This window comes from Roseateles sp., from assembly GCF_965229315.1.
Lineage (GTDB): Bacteria > Pseudomonadota > Gammaproteobacteria > Burkholderiales > Burkholderiaceae_C > Pelomonas.
Genome location: NZ_CBDDJA010000002.1, coordinates 124,989 through 140,152 on the forward strand (window position 1 = coordinate 124,989; position 15,164 = coordinate 140,152).

A 15,164-nucleotide genomic window follows, 5' to 3' on the forward strand; every position below is an offset into this window, starting at 1 on the left:
CCCATGCCCAAGACTTCGCTCGCCCCGCTGACGCTGGCCCTGCTGCTTGCCGGCTGCGCCGTGACTTCGCAGCACCCGCCCGCCGACAACCCGCCCCCCGCGAGCTTCAAGGGCTCCACCGACTGGCAGCGCGTGCCTGCCGACGTGGCCGTGCCCGAGGCCTGGTGGACGATGTTCCGCGACCCGGTGCTGGACGGCCTGCAGGCCGACCTGGTCGTCGGCAACCAGAACCTCGCCGCGGCGCTCGCGCAGGTCGCATCGGCGCGCGCGGTGCTGCAGGCCAGCAGCGCGGCCATCTGGCCCACGCTGTCGCTGGGCGCCGGCACCACGCGTTCGGCCAGCGAGAACAACGGCAATCGCAGCATCTCGACGGCGAACTCGCTGACGGCCAACGCCGGTTGGGAGCTGGACCTGTGGGGGCGCCTGTCGCAAGGCATCAAGGCCGCGGGCGCCAGCTACCGGGCCAGCGAGGCCGACCTCGCGGCGCTGCGCCTGTCGGCCCAGGCGACGCTGACGCAGAGCTACTTCTCGCTGCGCGCCGCCGAGGCCCAGCAGGCGTTGCTGGTGCGCACGGAAGCCGCCAACCAGCGCGCGCTGGACCTCACGCAAGTGCGCTACACGAGCGGCGTCGCCGCGCAGTCGGACGTGCTGCAGGCGCGCACGCAGCTGCGCAGCGTGCAGTCCCAGCTCAGCGACGCCCGCGCGCAGCGCGCCCAGCTCGAACATGCGATCGCGGCGCAGCTCGGCAAGCCGCCGGCGCAGTTGGAGCTGCCGCCCAGCGCCCGGCTGCCGGAGCTGCCGCCGGTGCCCAGCCTGGTGCCGTCCACCGTGCTGGCCCAGCGGCCGGACATTGCGGCGGCGCGGGCCCGCCAGGTGGCGGCGTATGCGCAGATCGGCATTGCCGACGCGGCCTTCTTCCCGTCGTTGAGCCTGTCGGCCAGCGGCGGCTACCGCGGCGCGTCCTGGTCCAACCTCGTGTCGGCGCCCAACCTGCTGTGGTCCATCGGCGCGGCGGTGGCCGCACCCATCCTGGACGGCGGCCAGCGCCGGCTCGCCAGCGACCAGGCGCGCGCATCGGCCGACGTGGCGACAGCCAACTACCGCCAGGCGGTGCTGACGGCCTTCCAGGAGGTCGAGGACAACCTCGTGCTGCTGGCCGAGTCCGGCGTCTCGCTGGCGCTGCAGCGCGACGCCTACGAGGCCGCCCAGCAGAACCTGGACATCGTCATGGCGCAGTACCGTGCCGGCACGGTCAGCTACCTGAACGTCAGCACGGCGCAGACCGCGCTGCTGTCGGCCGAGGCCAACGTGATCTCGTCGCGCAACCGCCAGCTCGCAGCGGCCAGCCTGCTGCTGAAGAACCTGGGCGGGCGGCTGCCCCCGGCCGGCACGCCATGAAAAAGGGCTCCTTGCGGAGCCCTTCGTCGTCGGCGTGAAGCCAGCGGAAGAATTACTTCTTCTTCTTCTTCTTGCCGTCGTCGGCCACCGGGGCGGCAACGACGATGACTTCTTCGGCAGCAGGCGCCACCGGCGTCGCGATGACGGGGTTGGGCTTGCCGTGCGTGACGACCTTGACGCCTGCAGGCAGCTTGATGTCGTTGACGTGCAGCGAGTGACCGGCGGTCAGGCCGGACAGGTCCACCTCGATGAACTCGGGCAGCTGCTGGGCCAGGCAGGTGATTTCCAGCTCGGTGATGACGTGGTTGACCGTGTTCTTGTCGGTCTTCACGGCCACGGAGTTCTCTTCACCGACGAAGTGCAGCGGCACCTTCTTCGTGATCTTGGTGGTGCCGTCCACGCGCTGGAAGTCGATGTGCTGGACTTGCGGCTTGTAGGGGTGCATCTGGAAGTCACGCAGCAGAACCTGCGTCACGGCGCCGTTCAGCTCCATGTCCAGCAGGGAGCTGTGGAAGGCTTCCTTCTTGAGGGCGTGGTACAGCGCGTTGTGATCGACTTCGATCAGTGCGGGCTCACCAGCGCCATAAACGATACCGGGCACCTTGCCGGCGACTCGCAGGCGGCGGCTCGCTCCGGTCCCCTGCAGCTTGCGCTCAAAAGCGACGAACTTCATGGTTTTCTCCAAAAAGAGAAACGGCACCCGCGACCAGGCGCCGTTGGAAATGCGGTCTTGCGACCGCGGCGGAATCCGGATCAGAAGTTGTTGTTCTGTTCCGAAAAGAGGGAGGTGACCGACTCGCCGTCGGAAATGCGGCGGATGGTCTCGGCGAACAGGAAGGCCACCGACAGCTGGCGGATCTTCTTGCAGGCCTTGGCCGCGTCGGTCAGCGGAATGGTGTTGGTGATGACGACTTCGTCGAGCTGCGAGCCGGCGATGCGCTCGATGGCCGGGCCCGACAGGATGGGGTGGGTGCAGTAGGCGAACACGCTCTTGGCGCCGCGCGCCTTGAGCACCTCGGCGGCCTTCACCAGCGTGCCGGCGGTGTCGATCATGTCGTCCATGATGACGCAGTTGCGGCCGTCGATCTCGCCGATGACGTGCATCACCTCGGACACGTTGGCGGCAGGGCGGCGCTTGTCGATGATGGCCAGGTCGCAGCCCAGCTGCTTGGCCAGGGCACGGGCGCGCACGACGCCGCCGACGTCGGGGCTGACGACGACGAGGTCCTGGTAGTTGCGGCTCTTCAGGTCCGACAGCAGCACGGGCGACGCGTAGATGTTGTCGACCGGGATGTTGAAGAAGCCCTGGATCTGGTCGGCATGCAGGTCCATCGTCAGCACGCGCTCGACGCCGACCGTCTCAAGGCAGTTGGCAACGACCTTGGCCGAGATGGGCACGCGGGTGGAACGCGGGCGGCGGTCCTGGCGGGCGTAGCCGTAGTAGGGGATCACGGCCGTGATGCGGCGGGCGCTGGCGCGCTTGAGCGCGTCGACCATGATCAGCAGCTCCATCAGGTTCTCGTTCGTCGGTGCGCAGGTGGGCTGCACGACGAAGACGTCACGGGCGCGGACGTTCTGCTGGATCTCGACGGTCACCTCGCCATCCGAGAAACGGCCGACCACGGCCTTGCCGAGCTCAAGCCCGAGGTGGGTGGCGATTTCCTGGGAGAGGACCGGGTTCGCGTTGCCGGTGAAGAGAACCGTGTTGAGCAGCACTGGGAGCCTCTGGGGAAGTCAGTGGCTCGCTGAGCGCCGAGCCGGTTCAGCGAAGTACGGAAAAAATCTGGCAGGGGAGGAAGGACTCGAACCCTCGCATGTCGGAATCAAAATCCGATGCCTTGACCAACTTGGCGACTCCCCTACACAGGACCCGGCCGAGCGGCCGAACCCCATAAACCTTCTCAGTCGGCCCAGCCCGCGAGCGGGTGTCGAGCCAAGCTGCGGCAGATTCGACCGGTCCACCCCTCAGGCCTGGCCTGAAGCAATGTCGCCAGGGACTGGTCGTCCTTGCCATTTCTTCCATCCCCGGCGAGTACCGAAAACACGGCAGCACCAGAACCCGTCATCCGGGCGTTGCCGAAAACTCCGGACAACTGGGCCAACGCATCTCGCACGTCACTGCTGATTCCTTCGGCGGCGGGCTGGAGGTCATTGTGACCAAAGCCGTTCACCAGGTTTTCTGCAGTTCCAGCCAGGGCGGGAAAGCCCGCGACTATAGCCAGGTTTTCGGACCTTGCCAAGAGAGGGCTTGAAAAGATGTCCTTGGTCGCCAGTCCGGCCGGTCCTTTGAGCACGGCAAAGCGCTGCTCCGGCAGGTCCACGGGGTGCAGGATTTCGCCGATGCCCTCCACGAAGGCCGGCCCGCCGCCGAGGAAGAACGGCACGTCGGCGCCCAGCGTCAGGCCCAGCGCCATGAGCCGCGCGAGCGGCAGGCGCAGGTCCCACAGCCGGTTCAGCGCGAGCAGCGTGGTGGCCGCGTCGGACGAGCCGCCGCCCATGCCGGCACCGGCGGGCAGGCGCTTTTCGAGGTGGATGTCGGCGCCTCGCGTGCAGCCGGTTTCAGATTGCAGCAGCCGTGCGGCGCGCAGGCAGAGATCGTCGGCGGGTAGGTCATGCCGATGAGCGCCACCCAGCACGTCGTGGCGGGCAAGCTTGCCGTCGGCGCGAACCTCGACATGCAGCGTGTCCGCCCAGTCCACCAGCACGAAGACCGACTGCAGCAGGTGGTAGCCGTCGGCCCGCTTGCCGACGACATGCAGGAACAGGTTCAGCTTGGCCGGTGCGGCCAGGTCATGGAGCGCCTTCATCGCCTCCATCCAGCCTGGCGCGCAGCGTCACGGTGGGCGGGGCCAGCCGCGTGGCCACCAGCGAGGGCAGCCGGGGCTCGATGCGCCAGCCCAGCTGCTCGAAGCCGCTGGCGGTCTGCTGGTGCGGCACGGCCGGCCAGGGGCGCGCGCTGAGCCAGTCGAACAGCGCCGCCACGGGCACCGGCTCGCCGAGCAGTTCGCGCGTCAGCGCATCGAGGTCGGCGAAACGGCGCTCGTCGCCCGGCGTCTGCATCGTCACCATGCCGGGCTGCCAGCTCGCGCGGGCCACCAGCGCACCCAGCGGCGAGGTCAGCTCCAGCCGGCCAGCCTCGGGGCCGCCGAACAGCTCGAAGCTGGCTGCGCCGCCGGTGCCGCGGTTGTGCACGTCGCCGGCCACGGTCACGCTGATGCGGCCGCTGAGACGGGCTTCCGTGGTCGTCGCGCGCGGAGCCTTCGGCAGTTGCGCGCAGCCCGACAGGGCCATCGCGAGGACCAGTGCCACCCACCTCACAGCTTGACCTTCAGCCGGTCCAGCGTCTCGCGCAGCGCCTCGTTCTTCGGGTCGCGCTTGTCGGCTTCCTGCCAGACCCGGCGCGCCTCGTCCTGCTCGCCGCTGGCCCACAGCACCTCGCCCAGGTGGGCCGCGATCTCGGCGTCGGGCCGGCCGCCGTGGGCCTGGCGCAGCAGCTTGGCGGCTTCGGGCAGGTTGCCCAGGCGGAACTCCACCCAGCCCAGGCTGTCGACGAGGAAGGGCTCGCCCGGCGCGAGCTGCAGCGCGCGCTCGATGAGCTGCTTGGCCTCGGGCAGGCGCTGGTTGCGCTCGGCCAGCGAATAGCCCAGCGCGTTGTAGGCGTGGTGGTAGTCGGGCTTGAGCTCGATGACCTTGCGCAGCAGCGTCTCCATGACGTCGAACTTGCCCACCTTCTCGGCCATCATGGCCTGCTCGTAGGTCAGGTCGGGGTCGTTGGCGAAGCGCTCCGTCGCGGTCGTCAGCACGGCCAGCGAGCCGGCGAAGTCGCGCTGGTCGCGCAGCAGCTGGGCCTCGGCCAGCAGCAGCGCGCGCACGTCGGCGTCGCTCGCGTCAGCGGCCGGGCGCAGCAGCTTGCGCGCGTCGGCGAGCTTGCCCTGGCGAGCCAGCAGGCTGGCGCGGCGGTACTGCACCTCCAGCGCGCTGCTGTCCACCTTCTGCAGCGCCGCCTCGGCCGCCTTCAGGTCGCCGCGCTGCTCGGCCGCCTGCGACAGCATCAGCCAGGCCTGCTGGCGGCCCTCGGCGCGGGCCTTGATCTCGGCATCGCTGCCGGCGGCCGGCGTGTCCAGGCGCTTGAGCGCCTCGCGCAGCGCCGTTTCACTGGCGGCCGGGTGCTTGAGCTCCAGCTCGATGGCGCCCAGCGCCAGCCAGGCCGCCGGGTTGTCGGGCGTGTACTCGGTCAGCAGCCGGAACTCGCGTGCCGCGTCGGCCGGGCGCTGGGCCTTGACGAGCGCCCGGCCGTAGGCCTGGCGCAGCGCATGCTGGTCGGGCTTTTGCTGCAGGCGCGTGGTGATGAGGATCTCGGCCTGCGGCGCGACGGGCAGCAGGTCGACGGCGAGCTGCATCGCGTCGTCGCTGTCGGGCAGCGCCTCGGCCAGGTCGCGGGTCAGCGCCAGCGCGCGGGCGTTGTCGCCCGCGTTGATCGCCAGCCGCGCCTCGGTGTACATCGCCACCGGCTTCATGTTGCCGGTCTGGGCCTGCAGCACCGGGGCGAAGGCGGCGAGCACGCTCTTGGGGTCGGGCGAACGCTGGAACAGGCGGGGCAGCGCCAGCATGAGGCCGGGGCGCTGCGCGTCGGACGCGATGCGCAGCAGGTTCGCCAGCGGCTCGCGGGCCTCGGCGGGCCGGTTCAGCAGCGAAAGCAGTTGCACGACGGACTGGCCCGCGTCGACCGAAGTCGGTACGGTCTCGGCCCAGGCGCGCGCGGCCATCAAGGCCTGGTCGCCCGCACGGGCCTGCACGGCGATGTTGATCACGCGCTTGAACAGCGCTTCATCGCTGGTGCGGCGCGCGGCGTCCAGCAGCACCTGGAAGGCCACGCCGGCCTGGCCGTTCTGCAGCTCCAGCTCGCCGATCAGCAGTTGGTAGAACAGCGGCGCATCCATCGCCGAGTTGGTGGGCGTCTCGATGATGGACGTGGGCGCCTCGGTGGTCTGGGCGTGGGCTTGAAGGCCGGCAGTGACCAGGGTGGCGGCCACGATGGCCCGGCGGGCGCGGCGGGAAGACAGAGGCATTCGGACTCCAGATGCAGGCGCTGATTATGATTTCCGTCTCATGCCCGAGTTGCCCGAAGTCGAAGTCACGCGCCGCAGCTTTGCGAGTGCCATCCACGGAGCCCGGGTGACCGGCCTGCGCCTGGGAAAACCGCTGCGCTGGCCCATCGGCGTGGACCCCGAAACCCTGCTCGGCGGCCTCGTCGGCGACGTGCAACGGCGTGGTAAATATTTGTGGCTTCCGCTTCACGAGCGCGGCGGCCTGCTGATGCACCTGGGCATGTCCGGCTCGCTGGCCTTCCTGGACGCGACGCCGGCACCCGGCGCGCACGACCATTTCGACCTGCACACCGACCGCGGCCTGCTGCGGCTGACCGACCCGCGCCGCTTCGGTGCGGTCGTCTGGGGCGCGGCGCTGGACGCGGAACCCGTGGCGACGCTGCTGGCCGGCCTGGGCCTGGAGCCCTTCGACGAGCGCTTCGACGGCCCGCACCTGCATGCCGCCTTGAGCGGCCGGCGCGTGGCCATCAAGCAGGCGCTGCTGGCCGGGGACATCGTCGTGGGCGCCGGCAACATCTACGCCTGCGAGGCGCTGTTCATGGCCGGCATCGACCCGCGCCTGCCGGCTGGCAAGCTGAGCCGCCCGCGGGCGGACAGGCTCGCTGTCGCCGTGCGCACCGTGCTGGGCAACGCGCTGGCGGCCGGTGGCACGACGCTGCGCGACTTCCGCGATGCGCACGGCGTGGCGGGCAGCTTCCAGATGCAGGCCCAGGTCTACGGCCGCGAGGGCCAGGCCTGCCGGGTCTGCGGCACGGCCATCCGGCGCATCGTGCAGGGCGCGCGCTCCACCTTCTTCTGCCCGCAATGCCAGAGACGATGACGCCACCGGCGCCGGCGGCCGATCTCGCCGACTTCGCCGACTTCGCCACGACCCTCGTCGCCTGGCAGCGCCGCCACGGCCGCCACACGCTGCCGTGGCAGAACACGCGCGACCCTTACCGCGTCTGGCTGTCGGAAATCATGCTGCAGCAGACGCAGGTGGTCACGGTGCTGGGCTACTACGAACGCTTCCTGGCGCGCTGGCCGCGCGTCACCGACCTGGCCGCGGCGACGCTGGACGAGGTGCTGGCGCAGTGGGCGGGCCTGGGCTACTACAGCCGGGCGCGCAACCTGCACGCCTGTGCCAAGGCGGTGGCCGAGCTGCATGGCGGCGAGTTCCCGCCCACGGCCGCCGCGCTGCAGACGCTGCCCGGCATCGGCCGCTCCACCGCGGCGGCCATCGCGGCGTTCTGCTTCGGCGAGCGCGTGGCCATCCTGGACGGCAACGTGAAGCGCGTGCTCGGCCGCGTGCTGGCCTTCGACGGCGACCTCGCCAGCAGCGCGGCCGAGAAGCGCCTGTGGAACCATGCCACCGAGCTGCTGCCCGGGCAGGACGTGGACCGCTACACGCAAGGGTTGATGGACCTCGGCGCCACGGTCTGCACCGCGCGTTCGCCCGACTGCCTGCAGTGCCCCGTCCAGCCCATGTGCCGCGCGCAGCATGCGGGCGACCCGACGCGCTACCCCGTCAAGACCCGCAAGCTCAAGCGCGGCCGGCGCGAGAACTGGTGGCTGTGGCTGGAGCGGCAGGGCCAGGTGTTGCTGCAGCAGCGCCCCGCCACAGGCGTTTGGGCGGGCTTGTGGACGCTGCCCATGTTCGACGACGAAGGCGCCGCGCGCGCCGCGCTGCCCGGCGTCGCGCTGGAGACGCTGCCGCGCCTGCAGCATGCGTTGACGCATTTCGACTGGGTGCTGCACACGCTGCGTGCCGAGGTGGGCGATGCCGCCTCGCCCGGCGGCACGTGGGTCGCCCGGGAGACACTGGGCGCCTATGCGCTGCCTGCGCCGCTCAAGAAACTGATCGAGGAAAGCTGAATGAAGGTGCTCCCCGCGCTCGTCGTCGCCACTGGCCTGCCGGTGCCGACATGAAGCCCCACATCAAGAGCGGCATCGAGTACGCGCTGATCACGCTGGTGGTGGCCGGCTTCTGCCTGTGGCAGATCATCGGCCACGCGCAGGACGGCGACCCGCCCGCGGGCCTGCTGGTGCTGGCGGGCCTGGGGCTGGTCGTGGCGACGTCCATGCACTGCGTCTTCGTGATGCAGCTCGTGCGCCGCAGCGGGCGGTCGTTCTGGCCATGGTTCGGCGCGGTGGTCCTGCTGTGGCCCATTGGCACCGCCGTGCTGCTGGCGCTGCTGCTCAGCGAAGCGGACGCGCCGGAAAGCTGACTATTCACGCTCTGCGCCTGGCGGCGCATTGCCTGCCCGTGGCGAAACGGGCAAAGTCCCCGCACTACAAGAGGGGACTGCCGTGGATGCACTGAAGAACCTGCGCGTCGGGGCGCGTCTGGCGCTTGCCTTTGCGGTGCTGCTGGCGCTGATGCTCGCGATGGCCGGCGTCGGCGCACTGCAGGCGCACCAGATCAACAGCTACGCCGAGTACTACCCCGAGGACATCCTGCCCTCGCTGCGCGTGGTGCACCAGATCGACGCCAACCTGGCCGAGGCGCGCCGCCTGGAATCCCAGCATGTGCTGACCGACGACGACAAGGAGAAGAAGGCCCTCGCGGCCCGCATCGCCAAGGCCCGCGACGGCGTGATGAAGAGCCTCAAGGCCTACGAACCCTTGGTGTCCGACGACACCGACCGGGCCTTGTTGAAGACGGTGAGAGAGCAGACGCTGGCCTACCTGGCCTACGGGGACAAGTTGCTGAAGGCGTCCGACGACAGCGCCTCCGACCCGACGCAGGGCACCGCCGCGCGCGAGATGCTGTTCGGCCCCATGCTGACGGCGTTCAACGCGCTGCGTGACGACACCAGCAAGTGGTGGGACTACAACGAGAAGCTGGCCGCCAACACGACCCAGTCCGCCGTGGCGGCCTACAGGCGCGTGCTGTGGGTGTTCGCGATCGCGACGCTGGTAGCGCTGGCCATCGGCATCGTGGCCGCGCTGACGATCACGCGCTCCATCGTCGGCCCGCTCAGGCGCGCGTCCGAATCGGTGCGCGCCGTGGCCGCCGGCGACCTGACGCAACGCGTCACCGGCAACTCTCGCGACGAGCTGGGCCAACTGCTGACCATGCTGGACGAGATGACGCAGAACCTTGCGCGCATGGTGTCCGGCGTGCGCACCGGCTGCGAGCAGATCAACGTGGCGGCCGCCGAGATCGCGCAGGGCAACGGTGACCTGTCCGCCCGCACCGAGAGCCAGGCATCCAACCTGGAAGAGACGGCGGCCTCCGTCGAGCAGATGGCCGCGCAGATCAAGGCCAATGCCGACAACGCCCACCAGGCCGACCAACTGGCCAACCATGCGTCCGAAGTCGCGCAGGCCGGCGGTGTGGCGGTCGGCGAGGTGGTCAAGACGATGGACGCCATCTCGGCCTCCAGCCGCAAGATCTCCGACATCATCGGCACCATCGACGGCATCGCCTTCCAGACCAACATCCTGGCGTTGAACGCCGCGGTGGAGGCGGCCCGCGCGGGCGAACAGGGCCGCGGCTTCGCGGTCGTGGCCGGCGAGGTGCGCAGCCTCGCGCAGCGCAGCGCCGAAGCGGCCAAGGAGATCAAGGCGCTCATCGGCGACAGCGTCACCAAGGTCGAGAGCGGCAGCACGCAGGTGCTGGCCGCGCGCGAGACCATCGCCCAGATGGTGACCGAGGTGCGCAAGGTGACGGACCTGGTTGGCGAGATCACCGTGTCCAGCCGCGAGCAGTCCGAGGGCGTCACGCAGATCAACGCGGCCGTCAGCCAGCTCGACCAGGCGACGCAGCAGAACGCCGCGCTGGTGGAGCAGACCGCCGCCGCCGCGGAGAGCATGCGCCAGCAGGCCGACAAGCTCAACGAGGCCGTCGCGGCCTTCCGGGTGGACTCGGGCGCGGCGGCACGCCCCTTGGCCAAGCCGGTGCCCCGGCCTGCCGCCACGGCGCCCAGACCGGCCTCGCCGAAGTCTGTACCGAAGACGCCCGCGACGCCGGCTGCCAAGCCCGCCGCCAGGCCTGTCGCCCGCTCTGTGGCCAAGGCAGCGCCCGCGCCCGTGGTCAAGCCCGCCGCGGCGCCCAGGCCCGTGGCTGCCGCAGCGGGCAGCAGCGCGGCGGAGGGCGACTGGGAAACCTTCTGACGGCAAGCCGCCCTGGCAGGCCGGGCGCAGGCGTCAGTCGGCGGCCTCGGTCACGGCCTGCAGGATGGACCAGGCCGCCTCGACCCGCGCCGGAATCGGGTAGTTGCGATTCGCCAGCATGACCAGGCCCACCCGTTGCGAGGGCACGAACGCCAGATAGGCGCCGAAGCCGCCGGTCGAGCCCGTCTTGTTGAAGAGGCGAGGTCCGTGCGCCGTCGCGCCGGGCAGCCGTTGCGCGGGCTGGGCCTGCATGACCATTTCCTCCGCATTGCCGCCCAGCAGCCATTCGCGAGACACGGGGTAGGGGTACTGCTCCCATCCCAGGCCTTGGACGAGCAACCCTGACCTGAAATGCCCGGCCTGCGTGGCCTCCACGGCGCGGCGCATCGCTGGCGCCAGCGAGCCCGGCGCCAAGTTGGCCTGCACGAAGCGCAGCAGGTCAGAGGCGGTCGTCCGCACGCCGTAGGTCGGCTCGGCGAGCGGCCCCGGCTGCATGCGCACCTGCCGGCCGTCCCGATGGCCCCAGGCGTAGTCCTGCATCGCCGCCTCGGGCATGCGGACGTGGCTGTGGGCCATGCTGAACGCAGGAAACAGCTGGGTCTGCATCGCCTGCGCGAAGTCCTGGCCGAGGGCTTTGGCCGTGACGAGCCCCAGCAGGCCCAGGCTCGGGTTGGAATAGCTGCGCACGGCACCCGGCGCGGCCGTCGGCCGCCAGTGGCGAAAGTAGGCGAGCGTCGCCGTGTCGCCTGCCACCGTGTCCGGGAACTGCAGCGGCAGGCCGCCGGCGGTGTAGGTGGCCAGGTGCAGCACCGTGGCCTTGTCGATGGCGGTGCCCTTCAGCTCAGGCAGGTAGCGGCTGGGGTGGTCGCTCATGGACAGCTTGCCGGTGCTCGCCGCGTAGGCGGCCAGCGTGGCGGTCAAGGTCTTGGTCACGGAGCCCACTTCGAACAGCGTGGTGTCCGTGACGGGCGCCCGGCCTTGCACTGCGGTGACGCCGAAGTTGAAGACGTAGGCCCGGCCGTCCACGGTCAAGGCCACGGCCATGCCGGGAATGTCGTGGCGCGACATCAAGGGACGGATCGCGTCATCGACGGCGGCGCGGATGCGGGCTTCATCCACGGCATGCGCCGCGGTGGCGCCAAGGCAGGCGCAGATGACGAGGCCGGCGCGGGTCAAGCGGTGCATGTGGGGCCCTTTGTCATCTTTGTCCCTTTTCTCAGAACAGTGCGGCCAGCCGCTGCACGGCGGCCTCGGACAGCGCGCGGTCCGGTGTGAGGTCGGTGCTGCCGAAATCGTGCTCGCCCATGGCCTGCACCAGCAGTCCGTCGCGGCGCGGCACGACGACCACGTTCTGCCCACGGTAGATCAGCGCGTAGTCCACCTCGGGCTGCGGGATCAGCCGCGCCGTCTGGCCGCGCACGGGAGTCAAGGTCTTGTCGGCCAGCAGTGTGCGGGCGCCATCGCCGGTGCAGTTGACGATCAGCTTCTCGGGCAGCCTTGCGAACTCGCGGGGCGCGCGGAACTCGCGCTGCACCAGCTCGCCACCGTCGCGGGCGAAATCCTCCAGCAGCAGGCGCTGGTAGGCCGGGATGTTGAAGACGAGCTGCGTGAAACGGCGGGCGTGGGCGACGCGAAACGGGTGCTCCCCCGGCGCCAGCGCCTTGCCGCGTGGACGCAGGTCGGCGATGCGGTCGCCGATGTCGGGGTAGTCGGGCTCGTCGTCGTGGCCATGCAGCGGCGTGTCGAAGCCGTCGTCCGACACGACATAGCCGTCATGCCATTCGACCGGCCCCGAGGGCAGGCCCAGGTAGCTCTGGTGCACCTTGAACGAGGCGCGCGCCATGGCCTCCCAGCCGGCGGTCCAGACCCCGTCCGCATGCGCGCTGGCGACGATGCGCGACTCCGGCGTCCACAACCCCGTGGCGGCGCAGGAGTGCACGCGCGGCGGGCGGTCCTTGGCGTACAGGCGCACCTTGTAGCCGGCCTGCTGCGCCGTGCGCGCCGTCGTCAGGCCGATGGCGCCGCAGCCGATGACGGCGATGCGCTCGCCGGGCCTGGCGCCGCCGGCCTGCACCAGCGCGAGCGTCCGCTGCGCCGAGCCCCAGGACAGCGACCAGCCGCTGCCGCCGTGGCCGTAGTGGTGCACCACCGTTTTGCCGGCGATGCGCTCGGCCTCGATGCGCGGCCCCAGCGCGCGGAAAGGGCGTATGCCCACGACGATGTCGATCAGGCGGTCCGCACTCGCGCGTATCGCGGCTGGCGCGTGTGGCGCGACGAAGTCGAGGGCGTGGACGGGTGATTGGACGGGCAGCGCGAGCGTGGCGCTGCCCGCCATCAGCAGATGGCGTCGTTGCATGGAACTCTCCGGGTCAGGCCGGGTGGCGGGACAGCAGGGACTTGCGGATCAGCGCCGCATCGCGAAGCCGGTTGGCGGAGCCGTCGGCATCCAGCAGCACGACGGTGACAGGGCGCTTGCCGTTCATCATGCGCATCGCCAGGCAGCGGCCCGCTTCCTCGGTGTAGCCGGTCTTGGAGACGCGGATGTCCCAGCCCTTGGCACCCACCAGCCGGTTGGTGTTGTGCAGCTCGCGCGTGCGGCCGTCCACCGGCACCTTGGCCTTCTTGACGCTGGTGATGCGCTCGATCTCGCCGTAGCGCGCGGCGGCTGCGGTGATGGTGGCCATCTCGCTGGCGGTGGACGTGTTGGCCGGCGACAGCCCCGTGGGGTCGGTGATGGACGTGCGGCGCAGGCCCAGCGTGCGGATCTTGGCCTGCATGGCCTTGGCGAAGCCCGCCTCGCCGCCCGGGTAGGTGCGGGCCAGCGCGAAGGCGGCGCGGTTCTCGGACTCCATCAGCGCCATCTCCAGCGCGGCCTGGCGCGTCATCTGCGTGCCCACGCGCACCCGCGAGCGGCTGTGCTTGAGCGTGTCCACGTCGTCACTGGAGATGCGCAGCTTTTCCTTGGGGTCGAGCTTGGCGTCCAGCACCACCATGGCGGTCAGCAGCTTGGTCAGCGACGCGATGGGCACCACGGTGTCGGCGTCGCGCGCCATCAGCACGCGGCCCGTGATGTCGTCCACGACCAGCACATGCTTGGCGTTCACGGGCAGGCGCAGCACCTGGGCGGCCGCGCTGTCGGGCGTGATGCCGGGCTGGGCGGCCGGCGCCGCCGTCACGGCGGTCACAGTTGGTGGAGGCGCCTCAGGCGCATTGCGCGCCTTGGCCTGCACGACGAAGCTGGTCGCGGCGATCAGCAGCGCCGGCAGGGCCAGCTTCCAGCCCGTGGCCTGCGGGCGTGGTGCGAGCAGGCGCTCGATGCGCACAAGCAGGTCGCCGCCGCGGGCTGCTGGTGCCAGCCTGGGCGACGTGCCGTCCTGGTCCAGCTCGGCCAACGCGTGCAGCGCGACGGCCATGCGGCGCCCGCCGCCGTCCTTGTCGCCCAGCAGTACCGCCGAGATCTCGTCGGCCACCAGCTCGCGCTCGGCGCGCAGGCGCGCCGACAGCCACCAGACGACCGGGTGGAAGAACAACAGCGCCTCCACCGCGCTCTGCAGCAGGTTGGCGAGGTAGTCCCAGCGGCGCACGTGCGCCAGCTCGTGGGCCAGCAGTGCCTCCAGCAGGTCCACCGGTAGCCGGGTCAGCAGCGCGGCGGGCAGCAGCACGCAGGGCTTGAGCATGCCCAGCGCGATGGGCCCGGCCAGCTCGGGCAGCAGGCGCAGGCTGACCGGGCGGCGCAGGCCCAGCCGGCGCGCCAGCGCGTCCAGCCGCGCCTGCCATTCGGCCGGTGCCGGCGTGCTGCGGCTGCGGGCTCGGCCCACCCAGACGAGCCCGAGCGCCAGGCGCGCCAGCATCAGCGCCGTGCCCAGCGCCCATGCGGTGACGAGCGCCGGCATCTGCTCGGCCAGCGGCTGCAGCTCGACGATCAGCTCGCCGCCGTCGCCGGGGCTGGCCATGTCCAGGCAATGCCACAGCGGCAGGCCCAGGCACAGCGCGAGGCCCAGCGCGCAGACGGCGTAGCGCCAGCGGGCGGGCGCGCCGCGCAGCACGGCCAGCAGCAGCGCCGCCACGGCACCGACCGCCGCGCCTTGCCAGACGAAATTCAACAGGGCCCAGCCCCAGGCGTTCATCGCGATGTCCAGGCTCATGCCGTGCCGTCTCCGGTGTTCCTGGCCAGCAATTGGCGAATTTCCGCGCGTTCCTTGGCGCTGACGTGGCTCTTCAGCGCCGCCAGCACCAGCGCCTTGCCGGAGCCGGCAAACGCCTTGGCGATGAAGTCCTTCATCAGCGACTGCTGCAGCTTGTCCTGCGCGTGCACCGGCGCATACAACTGCGGGCGCTGGCTCTCGTCGCGGCTCAGCAGGCCCTTGCCGTGCATCACCTGCAGCTGGCGCAGCACGGTGGCGTAGGTGGCGTCGGGGCGGTCGGGCAGCAGGGCCTCGTGCACGGTCTTGGCGTCGGCGGGGCCCAGGCGCCACAGCACCTGCAGCAGGTCCAGCTCGGCGGCCGTGGGCCGCGAGGTGGGGGCAGGGGTCTTGGTGCTCATGCTTTTCAGCATAAGCG

At 70.7% G+C, this 15,164-nt stretch carries 14 protein-coding genes and 1 tRNA gene; 5 read left to right on the top strand and 10 right to left on the bottom strand.

Annotated elements, in window-relative coordinates; translation table 11 throughout:
- Nucleotides 1–3: 3 nt before the first annotated feature.
- Nucleotides 4–1,398, top strand: coding sequence for an efflux transporter outer membrane subunit (locus ACO07H_RS05295; RefSeq protein WP_422011888.1), 1,395 nt, complete (start codon nt 4–6; stop codon nt 1,396–1,398).
- A gap of 52 nt (nt 1,399–1,450) precedes the next feature.
- Here ACO07H_RS05295 and ACO07H_RS05300 read toward each other — a convergent pair whose 3' ends face one another.
- From ACO07H_RS05300 to ACO07H_RS05325, 6 genes are all read right to left on the bottom strand, one after another.
- The gene (locus tag ACO07H_RS05300; protein WP_422011890.1) at nt 1,451–2,071 is read right to left on the bottom strand and encodes a 50S ribosomal protein L25/general stress protein Ctc; all 621 of its coding nucleotides are present in this window, start codon (nt 2,069–2,071) and stop codon (nt 1,451–1,453) included.
- Nucleotides 2,072–2,151: 80 nt separating this feature from the next.
- Nucleotides 2,152–3,114 (bottom strand): ribose-phosphate pyrophosphokinase, encoded by a 963-nt coding sequence (locus tag ACO07H_RS05305; protein ID WP_422011892.1) that lies wholly within the window; start codon nt 3,112–3,114, stop codon nt 2,152–2,154.
- Between the two features lie 68 nt (nt 3,115–3,182).
- Nucleotides 3,183–3,259 (bottom strand) — tRNA-Gln (locus ACO07H_RS05310).
- Between the two features lie 40 nt (nt 3,260–3,299).
- Nucleotides 3,300–4,205 (bottom strand): 4-(cytidine 5'-diphospho)-2-C-methyl-D-erythritol kinase, encoded by a 906-nt coding sequence (gene ispE, locus ACO07H_RS05315; RefSeq protein ID WP_422011894.1) that lies wholly within the window; start codon nt 4,203–4,205, stop codon nt 3,300–3,302.
- Complete coding sequence (locus ACO07H_RS05320; protein ID WP_422011896.1) at nt 4,189–4,707, bottom strand: lipoprotein insertase outer membrane protein LolB; 519 nt, start codon at nt 4,705–4,707, stop codon at nt 4,189–4,191. Before ACO07H_RS05320 ends, ispE begins: the two co-directional genes overlap by 17 nt.
- A gap of 5 nt (nt 4,708–4,712) precedes the next feature.
- Nucleotides 4,713–6,467, bottom strand: a complete 1,755-nt coding sequence (locus ACO07H_RS05325; protein ID WP_422011898.1) for a tetratricopeptide repeat protein — start codon at nt 6,465–6,467, stop codon at nt 4,713–4,715.
- Between the two features lie 40 nt (nt 6,468–6,507).
- Between ACO07H_RS05325 and mutM the strand changes: the two genes are divergently transcribed.
- The 4 genes from mutM (at nt 6,508) to ACO07H_RS05345 (ending at nt 10,604) form a co-directional block, all read left to right on the top strand.
- Nucleotides 6,508–7,326, top strand: coding sequence for a bifunctional DNA-formamidopyrimidine glycosylase/DNA-(apurinic or apyrimidinic site) lyase (gene mutM, locus ACO07H_RS05330; protein ID WP_422011900.1), 819 nt, complete (start codon nt 6,508–6,510; stop codon nt 7,324–7,326).
- Entirely contained in the window at nt 7,323–8,360 is a 1,038-nt protein-coding gene (gene mutY, locus ACO07H_RS05335; RefSeq protein WP_422011902.1) for an A/G-specific adenine glycosylase, read from the top strand. The genes mutM and mutY overlap by 4 nt, the downstream gene beginning before the upstream one ends.
- Before the next feature lie 50 nt (nt 8,361–8,410).
- Nucleotides 8,411–8,713, top strand: a complete 303-nt coding sequence (locus ACO07H_RS05340) for a hypothetical protein (protein WP_422011904.1) — start codon at nt 8,411–8,413, stop codon at nt 8,711–8,713.
- A gap of 82 nt (nt 8,714–8,795) precedes the next feature.
- A complete protein-coding gene (locus ACO07H_RS05345; RefSeq protein ID WP_422011906.1) occupies nt 8,796–10,604 on the top strand; it encodes a methyl-accepting chemotaxis protein in 1,809 nt (602 codons plus the stop codon).
- Between the two features lie 33 nt (nt 10,605–10,637).
- On the opposite strand, the gene ampC is transcribed toward ACO07H_RS05345, so the two are convergent.
- The 4 genes from ampC to ACO07H_RS05365 are packed head-to-tail and all read right to left on the bottom strand — an operon-like array spanning nt 10,638 to nt 15,147.
- Nucleotides 10,638–11,789: a class C beta-lactamase gene (gene ampC / locus ACO07H_RS05350; RefSeq protein WP_422011908.1), complete on the bottom strand. Its 1,152-nt coding sequence runs from the start codon at nt 11,787–11,789 to the stop codon at nt 10,638–10,640.
- 31 nt (nt 11,790–11,820) lie between these two features.
- Complete coding sequence (locus ACO07H_RS05355; protein ID WP_422011910.1) at nt 11,821–12,960, bottom strand: FAD-dependent oxidoreductase; 1,140 nt, start codon at nt 12,958–12,960, stop codon at nt 11,821–11,823.
- 13 nt (nt 12,961–12,973) lie between these two features.
- A complete protein-coding gene (locus ACO07H_RS05360; protein ID WP_422011912.1) occupies nt 12,974–14,749 on the bottom strand; it encodes a M56 family metallopeptidase in 1,776 nt (591 codons plus the stop codon).
- A complete protein-coding gene (locus tag ACO07H_RS05365; protein ID WP_422011913.1) occupies nt 14,746–15,147 on the bottom strand; it encodes a BlaI/MecI/CopY family transcriptional regulator in 402 nt (133 codons plus the stop codon). The genes ACO07H_RS05360 and ACO07H_RS05365 overlap by 4 nt, the downstream gene beginning before the upstream one ends.
- Between the last annotated feature and the right edge of the window lie 17 nt (nt 15,148–15,164).